Source organism: Pseudomonas ovata, assembly GCF_003131185.1.
In the GTDB taxonomy this organism is placed as follows: domain Bacteria; phylum Pseudomonadota; class Gammaproteobacteria; order Pseudomonadales; family Pseudomonadaceae; genus Aquipseudomonas; species Aquipseudomonas ovata.
On sequence record NZ_QFFU01000012.1, the window covers coordinates 64,938 to 85,115 of the forward strand.

Below are 20,178 nucleotides of genomic sequence, written 5' to 3' on the forward strand. Positions count from 1 at the left end.
AATGAAGCTGCCCACCTCCCGTCATCTGCTGCTAGTCGCATTTTCCGTGCTGCTGGGTGCTTGCCAAAGCATGCCACCGGCAGACGCCGGCGCCCCTGCGGCGCAGCAGACGGACAGCTTCGTCCAGTTGGAGCAGAGCATTGCCGGCAACGAACTGGCCACGGCCGAAGACCAGTTGACGGCGCTGCAAGCCGCCACGCCGAACGATCCGCGCCTGGAGCAACTGCAACGCCAACTGGCCGAGGCCTACCTGAGCCGCAGCCAGATCGGTCTGCAAAAGGGTGATGTGAATGCCGCCACCACCGCCCTGAGCCGTGCCCGGGCGCTGATGCCCACGGCACCGGCCCTGACCAGCGGCGTCAACGGCGCCATCGCGCAGGCGCGCAAGGCTGAGCTGGAAAAAGCCGAGGCCGAGCTGCGCGCCGCCGAGGCACGGCGCGTTGCCCGGCTGGTCGACCTGGACGCACCGAGCACGGTCATCGAGTTGAACACCACGGACATCGCCCGGATGCGCAAGCAACTGGACGCGATTGCCAGCGACATCGTCAACTTCAATTGCGATGTGCTGATCGAAGTGCCACGCACGGCCGACTACCCGTGGCTGGCGAACCTGCTGGGCAAACGGGTGACCCGGATCAATCCGAATTTCGAGCTCGACCTGCATCGGCAGATCGACCGCCACCAGCCGGCCCGGATTGTCCTGACGCCTGCCCGCCTCTGAACAAGCCGCTCGACCAAGCGGACGTGCCAGTCTGAACTGACCTTATCGCCGGCAAGCCGCCTCCCACAGTGTCGGTGTCCGACTGGACACCTCTGGGAGGCGGCTTGCCGCGATGACGGACAGGCACAGCTCTGCATCGCCCCGTCTGGCCCCGTCGCCTGGGGACGCCCTTCAACAACGTTCACCCAGGCGCGCGACTCAATTACGCCGGCACAGCCTTGGCCTTGGGCTCACGCGCCCAGACCCGGTGTTGCGCGATGGCGTTCAGGAACGCCTCGGTCGACGCACCGTCGGACACCACCAGCAGCCCGGCGTCTTGCTCCAGACGCAGCTGGGTCAGCAGCTCCTTGGCTTCACCCACAACCGCAATGGCCTTGAGGTGCTTGTAGGCTTCGAGCAGGTAGTGCAAAGCCACGCCGTCAGTGCTCAGCGCTTTCACCGACTCGGCGCCACCGGGCACGAACACCGTATCGAAGGCCACCGACGGCAAGCCCTCGGCTGACGCATCCACTGGCAGGGTCTGGCCATCGGCGGTGGTCACCGGTGCCGAGGTCGGCCCCAGCACCTTGGCGTGCGCGCCCTTGGCCATCAGCGCGGCCTTGATGGCTTCGACCGCCTTGCCGTCGACCCCGTTGGCCACCAGCACCGCCACCTTGCGCGAGACGATATCGCCCGGCAACAGGTTGGCCTGACTCAGGGCCGGGGATTGCTTCAGCGAAGTCTTGACCGCCGCGACCGTGCCGGCCTTCGGCGCCGGCAGGCCCAGGTTGGCGGCCACGCGGGCAGCCAGGGCCAGGTCGATATTGGCCAGGATCTCGTTCACCTGGCGTGCACGGATGTGCTCGCGCTCGACCTTGCCCAACTCGAAGCTGTAGGCGGCGATGATGTGCTCTTTTTCGTGCTCGCTCATGCTGTTGAAGAACAGCGTGGCTTGCGAAAAGTGATCGCCAAACGACTCGCTGCGCTCACGCACCTTGTGCGCTTCAATACGCTCTTGATAACTCTCGAAGCCGCCATCCTGCGGACCGGCCGGGGTCTCCTTCGGCCAGCCGCCATCGATGGAGTTCGGCTCGTAGGCCGCACGGCCCTTGTGGATGGTGCTGCGGTGCTGGGCGTCGCGCTGGTTGTTGTGGTTCGGCGCCACCGGGCGGTTGATCGGCACTTCATGGAAGTTCGGCCCGCCCAGGCGGCTGATCTGCGTGTCGGTGTAGGAAAACAGCCGGCCCTGCAGCAGCGGGTCGTTGGAGAAGTCGATGCCGGGCACGATATGGCCCGGGCAGAAGGCAACCTGCTCGACTTCGGCAAAGAAGTTGTCCGGGTTGCGGTCCAGGACCATCTTGCCCAGCGGCGTCACCGGCACCAGTTCTTCAGGGATGATCTTGGTCGGGTCGAGCAGGTCGAAGTCGAATTTGTGCTCGTCTTCCTCGGCAACGATCTGCACGCCCAATTCCCATTCCGGGTAGTCGCCCATCTCGATGGACTCCCACAGGTCACGGCGGTGGAAATCGGTGTCCTTGCCTGCCAGCTTCTGGGCTTCGTCCCAGACCAGCGAGCACACGCCGAACTTGGGCTTCCAGTGGAACTTGACGAAGCTGGCCTTGCCTTCGGTGTTGATCAGGCGAAAGGTGTGCACGCCAAAGCCTTGCATGCTGCGCAGGCTTTTGGGGATGGCGCGGTCGGACATGGCCCAGATCACCATGTGCGCCGACTCCGGCACCAGCGAGACGAAATCCCAGAAAGTGTCATGGGCCGAGCCGCCGGTAGGAATCTCGTTGTGCGGCTCGGGTTTGACCGCATGCACGAAATCCGGGAACTTGATCGCGTCCTGGATGAAGAACACTGGCATGTTGTTGCCCACCAGGTCGAAGTTGCCTTCGTCGGTGTAGAACTTCACAGCAAAGCCACGCACATCGCGCACGGTGTCGCCCGAACCACGTGGGCCCTGCACGGTGGAGAAGCGCACGAACACCGGGGTCTTTTTGCCCGGGTCGCGCAGAAAGCCGGCCTTGCTCAGCGCGCTGTGGTTCTCGTAAGTCTGGAAGTAACCGTGCGCGCCGGTGCCACGGGCATGGACGATGCGCTCTGGAATGCGCTCGTGGTCAAAATGCGTGATTTTTTCGCGCATGATGAAGTCTTCCAGCAGCGACGGACCCCGGCTGCCGGCCTTGAGGGTGTTCTGGTTGTCGGCGATCTTCACACCCTGGTTAGTGCGCAGCGCCTGGCCGGTGGCGTCGGAACGCACGGCCTCCAGGCTGTCGAGCTTGGCGTTGCGGTTACCCCGGTCAAGCGTGTCGGTACCGGCCAGTTCGCTGGCAGGCGTCGGGGTGACGGGGTTCTGGGTCTTGTTGCTCATCGATACAGCTCCTCGATCGTGGCGTCAGTCGCGCAGAACCCGTCACATGGCGGCCCTGTCAGCGAGGTATGAATCACGGTGTACAAGGAGTGACCGGGAGCAAACGAAGCCGTTCACTGAATTTGACTGTGGATATTCCCACCGGTCGCGTTATAGCCATTGAGCAGCTTGTACTGGAAATAAATGCTAAGCCGCACGGCGCTGACAGGCTAAAATGCGCGCCCGGCTTATCCGGCCGGGCACGGCAGCGTGGCGCTGCCATTGGCGGCCAGAGCGGATCGTCGCCCATGCGCCCCCTGTACACGCACCCACAAGGTTCGCCCTAAAAGGTTTGGTTAGTGATCGAGTTTCTTGACGTCCAGAAAACCTACCGGGTCGCCGGTAAGGACATCCCGGCCCTGCACCCCACCCGCCTGCGCATCGAGGCCGGCCAGGTGTATGGCCTGATCGGCCACTCCGGTGCCGGTAAAAGCACCCTGTTGCGCCTGATCAATCGCCTGGAAAATCCCAGCGGCGGGCGTATCACCGTCGACGGTGAAGACGTGACCGCGCTGGACGCCAATGGCCTGCGGCGCTTTCGCCGCCAGGTCGGGATGATCTTCCAGCACTTCAACCTATTGTCTTCGCGCACTGTGGCCGACAACGTCGCCATGCCGCTGACGCTGGCCGGCGACCTGCCGCGCGAGCAGATCGACCAGCGCGTTGCCGAGTTGCTCGAGCGCGTGGGCCTGAGCGCCCATGCAAAGAAATACCCGGCGCAATTGTCCGGCGGCCAGAAGCAGCGCGTCGGCATCGCCCGCGCCCTGGCCACCCGCCCGAAGATTCTGTTGTGCGACGAAGCCACCAGCGCCCTGGACCCGCAGACCACTGCGCAGGTGCTGCAACTGCTGGCCGAGATCAACCGCGAGTTGAAACTGACCATCGTGCTGATCACCCATGAAATGGACGTGATCCGCCGGGTCTGCGACCAGGTCGCGGTGATGGACGCCGGCGTCATCGTCGAGCAGGGCCGGGTGGCCGATGTGTTCCTGCATCCGCAGCACCCGACCACCAAGCGCTTCGTGCAGGAAGACGAGCACCTCGACGAGAACGAGCAGCGCGAAGATTTCGCCCATGTGCAGGGCCGCATCGTGCGCCTGACCTTCCAGGGCGAGGCCACCTACGCGCCGCTGCTGGGCACCGTGGCGCGCGAGACCGGCGTCGACTACAGCATCCTGGCCGGGCGGATCGACCGCATCAAGGATGTACCTTACGGCCAGTTGACCCTGGCCATCACCGGCGGCGACATGGACGCCGCCTTTGCCCGCTTCAGCGCCGCTGATGTCCATATGGAGGTGCTGCGCTGATGGACGCTTTCGTGAACCTGTTTTCCAACGTCGACTGGTATGAAATCTGGCTGGCCACCGGCGACACCCTGATCATGCTGGGCGTGTCGCTGGGCTTTACCGTGCTGCTGGGCCTGCCGCTGGGCGTGCTGATGTTTCTCACCTCGCCGCGTCAGCTGCTGGAGAACAAGCCGCTGTACGCCACGGTCGGGCTGATCGTGAACATGCTGCGGGCCCTGCCGTTCATCATCCTGCTGATCGTGATGATGCCGCTGACGCAGATCATCACCGGCACCTCGCTGGGCATCCTCGGCACCTTGCCGCCGCTGATCGCCGGCGCCACGCCGTTCTTTGCCCGGCTGGTCGAGACCGCGCTGCGCGAGGTCGACAAGGGCATCATCGAGGCGACCCAAGCCATGGGCGCCAGCACCACGCAGATCGTGGTCAAGGCGCTGCTGCCCGAGGCACGGCCCGGCATCCTGGCGGCCATCACCGTCACTGCCATTGCCCTGGTGTCGTTCACCGCCATGGCCGGCGCCGTGGGTGCCGGCGGGCTGGGGGACCTGGCGATCCGCTACGGTTACCAGCGTTTCCAGAACGATGTCATGTTCGTCACGGTCGTACTGCTGCTGGTGCTGGTGCAGATCCTGCAAACCGTCGGCGACCGCCTGGTGGCGTATTTTTCACACCGTTAATTGCATTGCGTTAGTCGTAGCCCGCCGGATGCGGGCCCAATCAAGGAGCTGTTGCATGAAAAAGCTGGTTGCCGTATTTGCTGCCATGACCGCGCTGTCTGCCCAGGCCAATGAAACCCTGAGCATCGCCGCCACCGCCATTCCGCAGGCCGAGATCCTGGAATTCCTCAAGCCGACCCTGGCCAAGGAAGGCGTGGACCTGAAGATCAAGGTCTTCACCGATTACGTGCAGCCCAACGTGCAAGTGGCCGAAAAGCGCCTGGACGCCAACTTCTTCCAGCACCAGCCGTACCTGGATGAGTTCAACAAGGGCAAGGGCACCAACCTGGTGAGCGTGACCAAGGTGCACGTCGAGCCGTTCGGCGCCTACTCCGAGAAATTCAAGAAGCTCGACGACCTGCCCAACGGCGCCACCGTGGCCCTGCCCAACGACGCCACCAACGAAGGCCGTGCTTTCCTGCTGCTGGCCAAGGCCGGCCTGATCACCCTCAAGGACCCGACCAATATCCTGGCGACCCCCAAGGATGTGGCCGAGAACCCGAAAAACCTGAAGTTCCGTGAGCTGGAAGCCGCCACCCTGCCGCGCGTACTGACCCAGGTCGACCTGGCGCTGATCAACACCAACTACGCGCTGGGCGCCAAGCTGGACCCGACCAAGGACGCCCTGGCCATCGAAGGCGCCGAGTCGCCGTACGCCAACCTCCTGGTCGCCCGCCCGGACAACAAGGACGCCGACGCCATCAAGAAACTGGCCGCCGCACTGAACAGCCCGGAAGTCAAAGCCTTCATCGCCGAGAAATACAAAGGCGCGGTCGTGCCGGCGTTCTGATTGGTACACGCCAGAATCATTTGCAGAAGCGGCCGGGCGGGTCCTGAGGGCACTTTTTCAGTGAAGTCGCCCTTGGATCATTTTGTTCGTTCTGACGCTTTTCGATACGCAGCTTCATGTTCACGCTTATCGATAGCCACCACGAACACCACGATCTCCCGGTCTATCACTTGGTAGATCAAGCGATAACCCGCGCTGCGCAGTTTTATCTTGTAGCAATCGGGCAGCTCGCGCAGGCGGTTGGCCTCAATGCGCGGGCTCTCCAGGATTTCAGCCAGCTTCTTCTTGAATTGCTGTCGGACTGTGTCCCCCAGCTTGTGCCATTCCTTCAGCGCGCGTTGATCAAATTCAAGGCTATAGATCATCCAGCGATACCTTGACACGCTGAGGTGAAGCGAGGCGCTCACGCACGGTTTTCATGAGCGCCTCATCCTCCTCGGTCATCAATACCGGTCGAAAGGGAAGCTGGCCACGCTCGGCAACGTACTGCAGTGCCTGGCGCATGAGTTCTGATGGTGTTACTCCCAGGCGCTCCAGTTCGCGGTAAGCGCGGGTTTTCAAATCATCATCGACACGGATATTGATCGAGGCCATGGGACACGGCTCCTGTAAAGACATTTGTCGTTACGTTCGCATTGCGTGCGCTTTTTATCAAGTTTCTGTTCAAAAATTCCCTGCCGGCTATCCGACCAGCACACGCAGCCCTACAACGCCAACAACCCCGGCAGCCGCTCGCTCAGCTTCTTGACGTTCAATGGCGCACGGATAAAACCGTGTTGCTTGCCGTCCGGTCCCAGCAGGGCCAGGTTGCCGCTGTGGTCCACGGTGTAGCCTGGCTTGCGGGTGTCGGCGGGGATGAACGGAATGCTCAGGGCATTGGCAAGCGTTTTCAACTGGTTGACCGGCGCGTTCAGGCCGATGAAGTCCTTGTCGAAATACGCCAGGTACTTTTTCAACTGCTCGGGCGTGTCGCGATCCGGGTCGACGCTGACCAGCACCACGCGCAACCGGCCGGCGACGTCCTTGGGCAGTTCGCCCTTGATCTGGCGCAGCTGGGCCAGGGTGGCGGGGCAGATGTCCGGGCAATAGGTGTAGCCCAGAAACACCAGCGTCCATTTGTCCTTGAGTTGATCGACCGCCACCGGCTCGCCGTTCTGGTCGGTCATTTTCAGGCCGGGAACGGTGCGGGCCTGCGGTAGCAGGATAATGCCGGCGTCCACCAGCGCGGCCTGGTCGGCGCCGCTGCGGCCCGACAGCACGCGCTGCACGGTCAGGCCAAGAATCACGGCCACAATGGCCACAAGGATAAAGGCGGTTTTCTGGGTGCGGGTCATCATCGGGTCCATGCAGTGCGCTGAACGGCTGAGCGGCTCAGGTGCCTACGCTCGGCCGGCGAGAAGGGCAAGCCTAACAAATACCGCCCCGTGTGACATGACCGGCCTGCCACAGGCGGTAATGCACCAGGGTCATAACCTGTAACAGCAGCGCCGCACCCGCACTGTGGGCCAGCGCCAGCCAGGGCGGCACTTGTGCCAGCACGTTGCCCAGCCCCAGCGTCACTTGCAGCAGCAAAGCGGCACCCAGTAGCAGCGCCAGCCGATACCAGCCGGCGCGCTTGAGTTGCCAACACAGCGCAAGCACCACCAGGCTCACCAGCAGCGCGCCCAGGCGATGAGCCATATGAATGGCGGTGCGGGCTTCGCTGCCGTGCAGGCCACCCAGGTAATCGGGGCCGATCGGCGGGTGCCAGAGAAAGGCGCTGGCAAAGTCGGTGGCCGGCCACCATTGGCCCTGACAGGTCGGCAGGTCCGGGCAGGCCATCGCCGCGTAATGGGTGCTGACCCAGCCACCAAGCACGATCTGCCCCACCACAACGGCCACGGCCAGCCATGCCAGGCGCCGTACGGTGACTGTCGGGCAGACGGAGGGTGGTGCCGTGCCGCTCAGGCGCAAGGTCAGCACCAGCAGCAGGCTCAGGGTTGCCAGCCCGCCCAAGAGGTGCACGGTGACCACCGGTGGCCAGAGCCTGAGGGTCACGGTCCACATGCCGAACAACGCCTGGGCACATACCAGCGCCACTAACAGCAGCGCCAGCACCAACGGTTGCCGGGCCTGATGGCGCTGGCACCAGGCCTGCCAGGCCAGGACGCTGATGATCAGGCCCAGCAGCCCGGCGCCATAGCGATGGATCATCTCGTTCCAGCCCTTGTCCGGGTGCAACGGCGCATGAGGAAAATCCAGCGCAGCCTGGGCCCTCTGTACCTCGCCGGTGGGCACGATAAGCAAGCCATAGCAGCCCGGCCAGTCCGGGCAGCCGAGCCCGGCATGGGTCAGCCGGGTCCAGGCGCCGAGCAGCACCACCAGCAGCGCCAGGACGGTGGCAAACAGGGCCAGGCGATAACCGTAGCGGCGCATGGCAGCCTCCTTTCAACCGATCTTCGACAGCTTGAGCAAGTGCCTCAGGTCGCGCAGCACATCCTGGCCGCTGACGCCTGCGCCATAACGCAGCACCAGATTGCCGTGCGGGTCGACGATCCACAGCCAGGCAGGTGCAGTGGCCGGTGCAACAGGCCGATAGCGCTGCAGGTCGAGCGGGTAGCGCTGCAACTGCGGGTACTCGCTCGCCAGGGTCGCGGCATAGTCGCTGTCGGGCGGCGTGGCACTGGCCAGGGCATGGCTGGCCCGGCTGGCCTCACGGCCCAGTCCGACATTGACCTGCCTGGCCAGGTACACCAGTTGCCGGCATGCACTGGCACACGACCCGCTGTCGGTCACCAACAGCTGCCAGCGCGCATCGGTGGTTGCCACGCCCAGCTCAAGGCGGCCCTGGCCATTGGCGATCAGCTCACCGTGCCAGGTACGGCTGTCCGGCACCCAGAATTGCCAGCGGTACATGCTGGTCGCCAGGATCATCGGCAGGATGCACCCGGCCACCAGCAGCACCAGTTGCACACGCCCCAGGCGTCGGGTACGCGGCGGCAACACGGCACTCATGCCCGTCGCCCCGTTGGCACATGGAAGCCCAGGTACACATAGAGCACCAGCAAGGCGGCGGCCAGGCTGAACCACTGCACGGCATAGCCGCGATGCGTGGCCGGCGCCATGTTCACCACCGGCCAGTCGACCCGATAGGTCGCCGGCCCCGGCAGCAGGCGCAATTGATGGGCATAGCCGGCGCGCCCCAGTTCACGCCAGAGCTGCGCAGGCTCGACCTGGGTGACCAGTTGCGGCCAGTACGCAGAAGGCACGTCGGCTTGCAGATGAAAGCCAGGGCCGGGGGGCACGTAAATCCAGGCCTCAACATCCAGACGCGTGTCGGGGGTGGTGAACACCGGTGGCTCACGCCGATCAGGCCAGGGCAACCAGCCGCGGTTGAGCAGCACCCAAAGGCCGCTGAGCTGATCCTGCAACGGTTGCAGCAGTTCGACGCCGGCCCGGCCATCGCGGCTGCTGTTGTCCAGCAACAGCGTGTGTTCGGCATCCAGCAACCCTTGCAACCGCACCCGTCGCCAGGCCGGGTCAGCCACGGGCAACAGCTCATCCAGCGCACGGGGCGCCATGACCTGCTGCTCGGCCTGCAAGGTCAGCAGGTTGTATTTGTCCTGCGCCCGGTGCAACTGCCACAGCCCGAGCAACAGCAGCACCGGCAGCACCAACACCAGCAGCACGGTAGGCAGCGGGTGCAGCGTGAAGCGTTTCATGTTGCGTCCAATCCCTTGAGAGTGCCGGCTTCCCGACTGAAGTCGGTCCTACAGGTCCTACAAGCCCTACATTCAGATCACATAGACAAAGACAAACAGGCCGATCCATACCACATCGACGAAGTGCCAGTACCAGCTCGCCGCTTCAAAACCAAACTGATGCCGGGCATCGAAATGCCCGCGCAGGATGCGCAACAACACCACCAGCAGAATCAGGGCGCCGATGGTGACATGCAGACCATGAAAGCCGGTGAGCATGAAAAACGTCGCGCCGTAGATGCCTGACCCCAGGGTCAGCCCCAGCTCGTGGTAGGCGTGCAGGTATTCGGTGATTTGCAGGGCCAGAAAGGCCGCGCCCAGCAGCACGGTGATGGCCAGCCACCGCGTGAGCGCCCGGCGCCGGTCGTGCTTCAAGGCGTGGTGCGCCAGGGCCAGGGTGACGCTGGAGGTCACCAGCAGCACGGTGTTGATCAGCGGCAGGGTCCAGGGGTCGATGGTGCCGGCCGGCGCCGGGTAGCGCTTGGGGTCGGGGTTGTCGAGCAGCGGCCACTGGTAGCGAAACTCCGGCCAGAGCATGTTGGAAATGCCGTTGCTGCCTTCGCCGCCCAGCCAGGGACCGGTCCAGTAGCGGATATAGAACAGCATGCCGAAGAGGGCGGCAAAGAACATCACCTCGGAAAAGATGAACCAGCCCATGCCCCAGCGAAACGAACGATCCAGCTGGGCGCTGTACAACCCGGCGCGGCTCTCGCGCACCACCGCACCGAACCAGCCGACCATCATCCAGGCCACCAGCAGGGCGCCGGCCAGCACCAGCCAGGGCCCGTAGGAACCGGCGTGCCCAGTCTTGAGGTCGTTGAACCAGGTGGCCAGGCCGAACATGGACACCAACAGCGCCAGCGTGCCGACGATGGGCCATTTGCTCTGGGCCGGGACGTAGTAATGATCAGTGTTCATGGCGCCTCCGTCGGGCCGTTGCCGGCGGCGAGGGTCTCGACCCGTGCCGCCCTGGGCCGGCGTTGGGTGATGTCGAACAGGGTGTAGGCCAGGGTCAGTTGCTTGATCTCGGCCGGCAACTGGCGGTCGACGATGAAACGCACCGGCATTTCGATACGCTCGCCCGGTTGCAACACCTGTTGGGTAAAGCAGAAGCATTCGGTCTTGTGGAACCAGGCTGCTGCCGTGCCCGGTGCCACGCTGGGCACGGCCTGGGCGGTCATGGTCTGTCCGGTGGGGTTGTGCGCGACAAACAGCATCTCGTTGACCGCCCCCGGGTGCACCCGCAGTTCGCTGCTGCCGGGGTAGAACGCCCAGCTCATGCCGGCCGCGTTGCTGGTGACGAACTGCACCCGCACTTCGCGCGCCTCGTCGACCACCTGTTCGCCGCGGTACTGCCCACCGGTCTTGCCGTTGATGCCGAAGGCCTGGCACATGACCTCGTACAACGGCACCAGGGCAAAGCCGAAGCCGAACATCGCCACCACGACCATCACGAGCCGGATGACCACGCGGTTCACCGCTGCTGGCCGGCGCATCACTTGATCACCGGCGGGGTGCTGAACGTGTGATAGGGCGCCGGCGACGGCACGCTCCATTCCAGCCCTTCAGCGCCATCCCAGGGTTTGGCCGGGGCCGGTGCACCGCCCCGGATGGTCTTGATGACAATGAACAGGAACAGCAACTGAGTGACTCCGAAGGTAAAGGCCCCGATCGAGGACACCATGTTGAAGTCGGCAAACTGCAGGTTGTAGTCCGGCACCCGGCGCGGCATGCCGGCAAGACCAATGAAGTGCATGGGAAAGAAGGCCAGGTTCATGCCCACGAACGACAGCCAGAAATGCAGCTTGCCCAGGGTTTCGTCATACAGGTGCCCGGTCCACTTGGGCAGCCAGTAATAGGCCGAGGCATAGATACCGAAGATCGCCCCCGGCACCAGCACGTAGTGAAAGTGCGCGACCACAAAATAGGTGTCCTGGTACTGAAAATCCGAAGGCGCGATGGCCAGCATCAGCCCCGAGAAGCCGCCGATGGTGAACAGGATCACGAACGCCACGGCAAACAGCATCGGTGTCTCGAAGGTCAGCGAGCCGCGCCACATCGTGCTGACCCAGTTGAATACCTTTACCCCGGTGGGCACCGCGATCAGCATGGTGGCGTACATGAAGAACAGCTCGCCGATCAGCGGGATGCCAACCACGAACATGTGGTGCGCCCAGACCAGGAACGACAGCAGGGCGATGGCCGCCGTGGCGTAGACCATCGAGGCATAGCCGAACAACGGCTTGCGCGAGAACGCCGGGATGATCGAGCTGATCGCGCCAAACGCCGGCAGGATCATGATGTACACCTCCGGGTGGCCGAAGAACCAGAACACATGCTGGAACAACAGCGGGTCGCCGCCGCCGCCGGCATCGAAGAAGCTGGTGCCGAAGTGGATGTCCAGCAGCATCATGGTCACGCAGCCGGCCAGCACCGGCATCACCGCGATCAGCAGGAAGGCGGTGATCAGCCAGGTCCAGACGAACAGCGGCATCTTCATCAGGGTCATGCCCGGGGCGCGCAGGTTGAGAATGGTGGCGATGACATTGATCGCGCCCATGATCGAACTGATGCCCAGCATGTGGATGGCAAAGATAAAGAAGGTCACGCTTTGCGGCGCGTAGGTGGTCGACAGCGGCGCATAGAAGGTCCAGCCGAAGTTGGGCCCGCCGCCGGGCATGAACAGGGTCGAGACCAGCATCAGGAAGGCGGCTGGCAAAATCCAGAAACTGAAGTTGTTCATGCGCGGCAGGGCCATGTCAGGGGCGCCGATCATCAGCGGGATCATCCAGTTGGCCAGCCCGACAAAGGCCGGCATGACCGCACCGAAGACCATGATCAGGCCGTGCAGGGTGGTCATCTGGTTGAAGAATTCCGGCTGCACGATCTGCAGGCCCGGCTGGAACAGTTCGGCGCGGATCACCATGGCGAAGGTGCCACCGAGCAGGAACATGCTGAAGCTGAACAGCAGGTACAGCGTGCCGATGTCCTTGTGGTTGGTGGTCAGCACCCAGCGCATCAGGCCCTTGGCCGGGCCATGGGCGTGATCGTGGTCGATGTCTTCGATGACGGTGCTCATCAGGGGCGTCCTCTGGTCAACACGCGATGAGTGTGGGCGCTTGCCACGGAAAGTGGGCCGGGTCCAATTTCAGGGCACACCGTCCATCCCGCAGGAGCGACCAACGGTCGCGAAAGGCCGGCAAGACCGTGCCATCGTGCGGGCCTGCACGGCAGCCATCGCCGGCAAGCCGCCTCCCACACAAGCGGATTCGGGGCATGCCGCCAGCCCCGTAGGAGCGACCAACGGTCGCGAAAGGCCGGCAAGACCGCGCCATCGTGCGGGCCTGCACGGCAGCCATCGCCGGCAAGCCGCCGCCCACACAAGCGGATTCGGGGTCTGCCGCCAACCCCGTAGGAGCGACCAACGGTCGCGAAAGGCCGGCAAGACCGCGCCACTGTGCGGGCCTGTGCCACAGCCTGATGCTGGCTGCGCGACAGCGCGGCGCCAGGGCGACGGGGGATTTCCCGCACAGTCTGGTGTGTGTCATTTCTGGGCCTGCTTGTAGGTCGCTACATCCTTGGGCAGGAGCATGTCGCCCTTGTTGTTGCCCCAGACGTTGCGTTCGTAGGTCACCACCGCGGCGATGTCGACTTCGCTCAATTGCTTGCCGAACGCCGCCATGGCGGTGCCCGGCTTGCCGTTGAACACGATGTCGAGGTGCGCCTCGATCGGGCCGGTGGCGACCTTCGAGCCCTTGAGCGCCGGAAACATCGGCGGCAGGCCCTGACCCTCGGCCTGGTGACAGGCCACACAGGTACTGCGATAGACCTTTTCACCCTGCGCGATCAGTTCTTCCCGGATCCACGCCTTGCGGGTCAGCTCCCTGAGCCGGGCGCTTTCCTGCTTGCGCTCGTTCAGCCAGGCCTGGTACTCGGCCTGGGGCCGTGCATCGACCACCACCGGCATGAAGCCGTGGTCCTTGCCGCACAGTTCGGTGCACTGGCCACGGTAGATGCCCGGCGTGTCGATGCGCGTCCAGGCTTCGTTGACGAACCCCGGAATGGCGTCGCGCTTGACCGCAAAGGCCGGCACCCACCAGGAATGAATCACGTCGGCGCCAGTCACCAGAAAACGGATTTTCTCGCCCACCGGCAGCACCAGTGGCTGGTCGACCTCCAGCAGGTAATGCTCACCCTTGTCGTCGCGGTTATGGACCTGCTCGGTCGGGGTGGCGAGGTTGCTGAAGAACTCGACGTCCTGACCCAGGTAACGGTAATGCCATTTCCATTGGTAGCCGGTGATCTGCACATCGACCTGCGATTCACGGGTGTCGTACATGTGGATCAGCGTGCGGGTGGCCGGAATGGCCATGCCTACCAGAATCAGCAAGGGCACCACGGTCCAGAGAATTTCGATGCGGGTGTTTTCATGAAAGCTGGCAGGCTGCGCATGGCGCGAGCGGTGATGGGCAAACATGCTCCAGGCCATGGCGGCAAACACCACGAGACCGATGACCACGCAGATCCAGAAGATGGTCATGTGCAGGCCATGCACCGCCTGGCTGACCTCGGTGACACCGGGTGCCATGTTCAGGGTCCAGGCCGCCTGCACCGGGCCGCCGCTCGCCCACAGCATCGTTAATACGCCTATCCCGGGCTGACGCCTCATTCGGGTTTACCCCCCAGACTCATGAGCCTGCGCAGGCAGTAAAAGCCTGCGCTCAAGGGAGCGGCTTGCGGACGGCTGACTCGGGCCCGAAGGCCATCAGCTGCTTCCTGCTCAGCAGTATAGACAGGCGTATTGGCTCGCCAGGCCGCATCGGCTCAGTGGCAAAAGCGTAAAAGCATGACTGGTCGGCTCTTTTTTGACCGCCCAGCCATATAAAAAAGAATCTGTTATGACAAATCGGTCTTAGCCAATGTGTCAACCGAGCTAATGTATGTCATCCCATACAGGTAGGAAAATTCGTCAAACTTTGTTCGACCCAGTATTTGCAGGCCAGAAGCCGCAAAGACGGTCTGAAGAGGGCAGGCCGTTTCTTGCATTTGATCATTAGAAAATACCCAGGCCTATGCCTCAGGAGTCGCCATGAACATCGCTGCCTTGCGTGAGCAGATCCAGCGTGCCCAGCAACATGAAGCCCGGACCGGCCAACTGTTTCAGCGGCTGGAAAGCCAACTGCAGCACCTGCACCCCGCCATCGCGCTACCCGAGGGCGATGCCCATAGCGTCTTGACCCGGTTTGTCTCGGCGTATATCGAACACGTGCCTGACCTGCTCGAAGCCGCCCACAATGCCTCGATCGAGGCCGGTATCGAAGCGCAGATCAAACCGGTGCTGCGCATTGCCGCCCAGTTCTTCACCAGCCCGCCATCGATCATGGACGGCCACGAAGGCCTGGACAGCCTGCTGGACGAGGCTTACCTGGCCCACCGGCTGGTCGAGGAAATCAACGACCTGTACATCCGCCACCTGGGCCAGCCGCTGATTCCTTCGGACTCGACGGTGGCCAACGTCATTGCTCACCAGTTGATCGGCGAAAGCTTCGCCAACCAGCTCGATGAAGCGGTGCACCACGCGGTGCACACGCTGCTCGATGAAGAAATCTTTGCCCTGGAATCGGTCGAGGCCTACCGCGAACAACTGGCCAGCCCCGGCACCCAGGCGGCCTGGAAGCGCTGGCCGTGCCTGTCGATGCAGCTGGGGGTCAGCCTGGACCTGGAAGGCCTGGCCCCGTAAGGCTGCCCGGACGGGCAGCCTTACGGGGCCAAAGCGGATCGCGGCTGAAGCCGCTCCTGCGGGAGGGGTAGCAGAGGGCGGTGGCTACAGCGCACCCGCCCCGATGCCTGTGGTGGTGCGCACCCGGCCTTCAAGCCGGCGCTTCAAGCCGCGCGGCTCGATGATCAGCCGCGTGCCATGGGCGGCATTGGCCCGCCCCCACTGTTCGAGCAGCTCCAGGCACGCATGGTCGATGTAGGTCAGGTTGCTCAGCGGCACATGCACGGTGCTGCCCGCCGGGATAGTGCCCAGCACCTGGGTCAGGGCCGGCACCTTGAGGAAGGTGGCCGCACCGACCAGACGCAGTTCCAGCTCTTCGCTGTCTGGCATCTGCACCAGGCTGATCTTCAGGCGCGCCGCCTTGAAGGCCAGCTTGACCAGGGTCAGGGCGAACCCGATCAGCACACCGGTCAGCAGGTCGGTGAAGATGATCGCCGCTGCCGTAGCCGCATAGGTGAACATCGGCATCCGCCCGTAGCGACCCAGGCCGCGGAAGGCCTTGAGGTCGACCAGTTTCAGCCCCGTGTACACCAGCACGCCTGCCAGGCTGGCCACCGGAATGCTCTGCAGCACGCTCGACAGCAGCAGCACGAAGGCCAGCAGCCACAGGCCGTGAAAAATCGTCGACATCCGCGTGGTGGCCCCCGCCTGCACGTTGGCCGAGCTGCGCACGATCACGCCGGTCATCGGCAAGGCACCCAGCAAGCCGCAGAGCATGTTGCCCACACCTTGGGCGCTCAGTTCCTTGTCGAAGTCCGAACGCACACCGTTATGCATACGATCGACCGCGGCGGCCGACAACAGGGTCTCGGCGCTGGCGATGAAGGCCACAGCAAAGGCGGCGATCAGGATGGCCGGATCGGCCAGGTTGACCAGATCAGCCGGGCGCAGCCAGTCGATGGCTTCGCTCAGGTCGGCCGGTACTTGCACGCGCTTGACCTGCAAGGCCATGAACAGGCTGACCGCCGTCGCGATGCCCACGCCCAGCAAGGCGCCGGGTACAAAGCGCAGCGAGTGCGGGCGCAGCTTTTCCCAGGCCCACATGATGGCGATGGTCCCCAGGCCCAACAGCCCGGCCTGCAGGCCCGTGCCCGGCCCGATGGCCTGCACCAGGGTTGCCGGGAAACCAATCAGGTTATCCAACCCGGACGGCTTGGGTCCGCTGTCGAACATCACATGCAACTGTGACAGCACGATCAGCACACCGATACCGGCCAGCATGCCGTAGACCACTGCCGGCGCGGTGACGCGGAACCAGCAACCGAGCTTGAAACGTCCGGCCAGCACCTGCAACAGGCCGGCCAGCAACAGGATCGGGCCCAGCATGGCCATGCCGTGTTCGCGCACCAGCTCGAACACCAGCACCGCCAGACCCGCTGCCGGGCCACTGACCTGTAGCGGCGAGCCGGCAATGAAGCCCACCACCAGCCCGCCGATGATGCCGGTGATCAGGCCCTTGGCCGGTGGCATGCCCGAGGCGATGGCGATGCCCATGCACAGCGGCAGGGCGACCAGAAACACGACCACGGAAGCCAGCAGCTCCCGTGGCAGCACAGATTTGATTGAGGCACTGCCTTTGGTGGCCGATGCATCCATGACTGCTCTCTCCAGGTTTTCTTCAGACGTGACAAAGCCTGCCGGTGCGCACAAGGCGCAGCGGTCATGGCTGTTTTTAAGGGTGACTAAACGGGTCGTACTGACTTATGCCTGCTGCAGGGGGCGCCTGGCCTGGGCCAGGCGCGCCCCTGCAGGCCATCGGTGTCAGAAGAAGCGGGCCTTGGGCGTTGCCATCGGGGCCGGGCCGTCGCCGTCGAGCGGACGGAAGTTGTCCTGCTCGGCGTCGTAGGCCAGGATTTCACTGGTCTCGATGCTGTAGACCCAGCCGTGGATCGACAACTGACCGCTGGCCAGCTTCGAGGCCACCGAAGGGTGGGTGCGCAGGTGCTGCAACTGGGCGATGACGTTTTCCTGGGTCAGCACACGCATGTTCTCGTGTTCGTCGCCGCAGGTGCAGTTGTCTTCGACCACGGTGCGCGCTACTTCGGCATGGCGCAGCCAGACCTTGACCGTGGGCATCTTGTCCAGGGTGTGCGGATTGAGTACCGCACGCATGGCGCCGCAATCGGAGTGACCGCAAATGATGATGTGCTGCACACCCAAAGCCACCACGGCGTACTCGATGGCGGTGGAGACGCCGCCGTTCATCTGACCGTAGGGCGGCACGACGTTGCCAACGTTACGGGTGACGAACAGGTCGCCTGGGGAGCTTTGGGTGATCAGCTCAGGCACGATGCGCGAGTCGGCGCAGGTGATGAACATGGCGCGTGGCTTCTGCGCGGTGGCCAGCTTCTTGAACAGCTCTTCCTGCTGTGGAAACACTTCATGACGAAACTGCACGAAGCCGTCCACGATATGCTTGAAAGCCTCTTGGGCCGTCTCCACCTCGGGGTGGGGACTGGCCGAGGGCTGATTTTCCCTGTCACTCATGTCGAATCCTCTCTGGCGGATTGGTGTGGATTTTCATGCTTGTTCGTATGGCGGCAATGCCCTGAAACAACTCGAAAAAACGTACAGATCCGTTGCACGTGCCTGCGAAGGACATTCCTGACTGCAGACTAGCTGTCAAACCTTAAGTGAAACTGAATGCGACCGCTCTAGATCGGGCCTTGTCAATAGCCCAGTGCCATCTTTGCAATCTAGAGCAATGACATCTGACCGCCGGGCGGGCAAAAAGAGTCACAGTCGAGCACAAAACTTTCTCGGCCATCGAGCCCCAGGCGCTTGATGGCCAGCCTGTAGCGCTGCGCCAGCAGATCGGCAAACGGACCCTCGCCACGCATCCGCGAACCGAAGCGGCTGTCGTTGGTGGCGCCGTCGCGGCTCTGGCGGATCAGGCTCATGACATGGGCGGCACGTTGCGGGTAATGCGTCGCCAGCCACGCCTCGAACAGTGGTGCGACCTCCAGCGGCAGGCGCAACAGAATATAGCTGGCGCTCAGGGCGCCGGCGTCCCGGGCCTCGGTCATCAAGGCTTCCAGTTCGTGGTCGTTGATCATCGGGATCATGGGCGCGCACAGCACCCCGACCGGCACGCCGGCCTGGCGCAACACCCGGATGGCCCGCAGCCGCGCCTTGGGCGAAGCGGCCCGTGGCTCCAGCGTGCACTTGAGCGCGTCATCCAGTGTGGTGAGGCTGATGAACACCGACACCAGCCGCTGGCGCGCCAGTTCGGCCAGCAGGTCCAGGTCGCGCAGGATCAGCGAGCCCTTGGTAATGATGGTCACTGGATGGCGATAACGCAGCAGCACCTCCAGCGTGGCACGGGTCAGGCGCTGCTCGCGCTCGATGGGCTGGTACGGGTCGGTGTTGGCCCCCAGCGTGATGGGCGCGCAGCGATACCCCGGTTTCGACAATTGCTGCTCCAGCAGGGCGGCAGCGTTGGTCTTGGCGATCAGCTTTGTTTCAAAATCCAGCCCCGGCGACATATCCCAGTACGCATGGCTGGGCCGGGCGTAGCAGTAGATACAGCCATGTTCGCAGCCGCGATAAGGATTGATGGAGCGATCGAAGGGAATGTCCGGCGACGTGTTGCGGGTAATGATGCTCTTGGCGGTCTCGAAGATGACCTCGGTGCCCTGGGTCAGCGGGGCTTCCTGATACCAGCCATCGTCCTCGACCACCGAGCGCTGCGGGGCGAAGCGATTGTGCGGATTGCTGACCGTGCCGCGCCCGCGAATCGGAGGAGGGGACATGTAGAAAGGCCTTTAACTGTTTTTATATACAGTACACCACCCGTCTCGTTGTGCCACTGACCGTTTATAGAAAACCCAGCCGGACCCAGGCCTGACTGTCATTTCTGCCAGTAGACGCTATAGGCATCCGGACCTAACGTCAGGTGGGCAAGCAGGCCCGATACCCGGGCGATTCAACGGACGCACGCAATGAGGTGAATGATGGCCAGATATGATTTGATCCTGACGCTGGAAGATCAGGACGGTGATGACAACCCTGAAGTAACGATTGAATTTCACGTTCGCCAGGAGCGCCCTGCGTTTATCGATCGAGACTACGTGATCCATAAACTGGATTACGCCGCCTTCGTGTCCTCTTCGCAGAACGACGGCGTCTACGACAAGGTTACCGTGGGGGCCGATGCCGATGGCGATGGCGATTACGGTGACCGGCAGGACAATAATATTCTGCGGGACCTGGCCAATGCCTTTGTCCGGATCCATCTTGGCGAAAAGAATGAGGCCGCTGATACAACGCCCAAGGAACATCCGGGCGCTTGATTAGCGACGGTATCAATCGACAGGCGATGTCATGTTCGTCAGTGGGTTCCTGCCTCGACCTGGAGACAAAAAACCATGCACGACACGCCTGCAATACCAAGTCGATCATCTGCTGGCATCCTGCCTGGCCAGCGTTGTATTGATCGACCTGATAAGCCCCTTATCGACAAAGCCTGCGCCCTGTCATTTCTGTCAGTAGACACCCGGCCTTACAGGGGCATAACGTCAGACGGCAGTCAGGATCAATTGCCTGCCTGACCCGAGATAAAGTGAACGATGAGCCGGTACGCATTACACGCCTCAGGGTTCGGAAGAAACAAACCGTTCAACCGGGTCCGTCGGGCAGTGGGTATAGATGGGCAGGAAGGTGATAGCGATGAGGACCGGCGGATTCTTCTGGCGCGGGCCAATGCTTTCGTGAACATCCCGTTCTTCAATCGACAC

At 63.2% G+C, this 20,178-nt stretch carries 20 protein-coding genes; 6 read left to right on the plus strand and 14 right to left on the minus strand.

What is annotated here, in order from left to right:
* The first annotated feature begins 1 nt into the window (after position 1).
* Positions 2-721 carry a PA5502 family lipoprotein gene (locus DGA31_RS16990; RefSeq protein WP_056841035.1) on the plus strand — a complete coding sequence of 240 codons (720 nt, stop codon included), beginning with the start codon at positions 2-4 and terminating at the stop codon, positions 719-721.
* A 202-nt stretch (positions 722-923) separates the two neighbouring features.
* On the opposite strand, the gene katE is transcribed toward DGA31_RS16990, so the two are convergent.
* Positions 924-3,074 carry a catalase HPII gene (gene katE / locus DGA31_RS16995; RefSeq protein ID WP_109513349.1) on the minus strand — a complete coding sequence of 717 codons (2,151 nt, stop codon included), beginning with the start codon at positions 3,072-3,074 and terminating at the stop codon, positions 924-926.
* Positions 3,075-3,412: 338 nt separating this feature from the next.
* Between katE and DGA31_RS17000 the strand changes: the two genes are divergently transcribed.
* Genes DGA31_RS17000 through DGA31_RS17010 form a run of 3 tightly spaced genes read left to right on the plus strand, consistent with a single transcriptional unit; the run spans position 3,413 to position 5,923 of the window.
* A complete protein-coding gene (locus DGA31_RS17000) occupies positions 3,413-4,420 on the plus strand; it encodes a methionine ABC transporter ATP-binding protein (RefSeq protein ID WP_056841033.1) in 1,008 nt (335 codons plus the stop codon).
* On the plus strand, positions 4,420-5,094 hold the full coding sequence (locus DGA31_RS17005; RefSeq protein ID WP_056841032.1) for a methionine ABC transporter permease: 675 nt from the start codon (positions 4,420-4,422) through the stop codon (positions 5,092-5,094). The genes DGA31_RS17000 and DGA31_RS17005 overlap by 1 nt, the downstream gene beginning before the upstream one ends.
* 55 nt (positions 5,095-5,149) lie before the next feature.
* A complete protein-coding gene (locus tag DGA31_RS17010) occupies positions 5,150-5,923 on the plus strand; it encodes a MetQ/NlpA family ABC transporter substrate-binding protein (RefSeq protein ID WP_056841031.1) in 774 nt (257 codons plus the stop codon).
* 77 nt (positions 5,924-6,000) lie between these two features.
* Here DGA31_RS17010 and DGA31_RS17015 read toward each other — a convergent pair whose 3' ends face one another.
* The 10 genes from DGA31_RS17015 to coxB all read right to left on the minus strand — a co-directional run bounded on the left by DGA31_RS17015 (position 6,001) and on the right by coxB (position 14,332).
* Positions 6,001-6,288, minus strand: coding sequence for a type II toxin-antitoxin system RelE family toxin (locus DGA31_RS17015; protein WP_109513350.1), 288 nt, complete (start codon positions 6,286-6,288; stop codon positions 6,001-6,003).
* A complete protein-coding gene (locus DGA31_RS17020) occupies positions 6,278-6,517 on the minus strand; it encodes a type II toxin-antitoxin system RelB/DinJ family antitoxin (protein WP_056841029.1) in 240 nt (79 codons plus the stop codon). The genes DGA31_RS17015 and DGA31_RS17020 overlap by 11 nt, the downstream gene beginning before the upstream one ends.
* A 110-nt stretch (positions 6,518-6,627) precedes the next feature.
* Positions 6,628-7,257 (minus strand): SCO family protein, encoded by a 630-nt coding sequence (locus DGA31_RS17025; RefSeq protein ID WP_109513351.1) that lies wholly within the window; start codon positions 7,255-7,257, stop codon positions 6,628-6,630.
* A 73-nt stretch (positions 7,258-7,330) separates the two neighbouring features.
* Positions 7,331-8,338, minus strand: coding sequence for a COX15/CtaA family protein (locus DGA31_RS17030; protein ID WP_109513352.1), 1,008 nt, complete (start codon positions 8,336-8,338; stop codon positions 7,331-7,333).
* Positions 8,339-8,350: 12 nt separating this feature from the next.
* Complete coding sequence (locus tag DGA31_RS17035) at positions 8,351-8,917, minus strand: hypothetical protein (protein ID WP_056841026.1); 567 nt, start codon at positions 8,915-8,917, stop codon at positions 8,351-8,353.
* Positions 8,914-9,624, minus strand: coding sequence for an SURF1 family protein (locus DGA31_RS17040; RefSeq protein ID WP_109513353.1), 711 nt, complete (start codon positions 9,622-9,624; stop codon positions 8,914-8,916). The genes DGA31_RS17035 and DGA31_RS17040 overlap by 4 nt, the downstream gene beginning before the upstream one ends.
* A 72-nt stretch (positions 9,625-9,696) precedes the next feature.
* Positions 9,697-10,581: a cytochrome c oxidase subunit 3 gene (locus DGA31_RS17045; protein ID WP_109513354.1), complete on the minus strand. Its 885-nt coding sequence runs from the start codon at positions 10,579-10,581 to the stop codon at positions 9,697-9,699.
* Positions 10,578-11,159, minus strand: coding sequence for a cytochrome c oxidase assembly protein (locus tag DGA31_RS17050; protein WP_109513355.1), 582 nt, complete (start codon positions 11,157-11,159; stop codon positions 10,578-10,580). Before DGA31_RS17050 ends, DGA31_RS17045 begins: the two co-directional genes overlap by 4 nt.
* Positions 11,159-12,742: a cytochrome c oxidase subunit I gene (ctaD, locus tag DGA31_RS17055; protein ID WP_056841022.1), complete on the minus strand. Its 1,584-nt coding sequence runs from the start codon at positions 12,740-12,742 to the stop codon at positions 11,159-11,161. The genes DGA31_RS17050 and ctaD overlap by 1 nt, the downstream gene beginning before the upstream one ends.
* 465 nt (positions 12,743-13,207) lie before the next feature.
* Complete coding sequence (gene coxB, locus DGA31_RS17060; protein WP_109513356.1) at positions 13,208-14,332, minus strand: cytochrome c oxidase subunit II; 1,125 nt, start codon at positions 14,330-14,332, stop codon at positions 13,208-13,210.
* Between the two features lie 420 nt (positions 14,333-14,752).
* On the opposite strand from coxB, the gene DGA31_RS17065 reads away from it, so the two are divergent.
* Positions 14,753-15,403, plus strand: a complete 651-nt coding sequence (locus DGA31_RS17065; RefSeq protein WP_056841020.1) for a hypothetical protein — start codon at positions 14,753-14,755, stop codon at positions 15,401-15,403.
* Between the two features lie 84 nt (positions 15,404-15,487).
* On the opposite strand, the gene DGA31_RS17070 is transcribed toward DGA31_RS17065, so the two are convergent.
* From DGA31_RS17070 to DGA31_RS17080, 3 genes are all read right to left on the minus strand, one after another.
* On the minus strand, positions 15,488-17,038 hold the full coding sequence (locus tag DGA31_RS17070) for a SulP family inorganic anion transporter (RefSeq protein ID WP_056841019.1): 1,551 nt from the start codon (positions 17,036-17,038) through the stop codon (positions 15,488-15,490).
* A 165-nt stretch (positions 17,039-17,203) separates the two neighbouring features.
* Positions 17,204-17,929 (minus strand): carbonic anhydrase, encoded by a 726-nt coding sequence (locus DGA31_RS17075; RefSeq protein ID WP_056841018.1) that lies wholly within the window; start codon positions 17,927-17,929, stop codon positions 17,204-17,206.
* A gap of 209 nt (positions 17,930-18,138) precedes the next feature.
* Complete coding sequence (locus DGA31_RS17080; RefSeq protein WP_109513357.1) at positions 18,139-19,194, minus strand: PA0069 family radical SAM protein; 1,056 nt, start codon at positions 19,192-19,194, stop codon at positions 18,139-18,141.
* Between the two features lie 201 nt (positions 19,195-19,395).
* On the opposite strand from DGA31_RS17080, the gene DGA31_RS17085 reads away from it, so the two are divergent.
* The gene (locus DGA31_RS17085; RefSeq protein ID WP_109513358.1) at positions 19,396-19,734 is read left to right on the plus strand and encodes a hypothetical protein; all 339 of its coding nucleotides are present in this window, start codon (positions 19,396-19,398) and stop codon (positions 19,732-19,734) included.
* Positions 19,735-20,178: the final 444 nt, after the last annotated feature.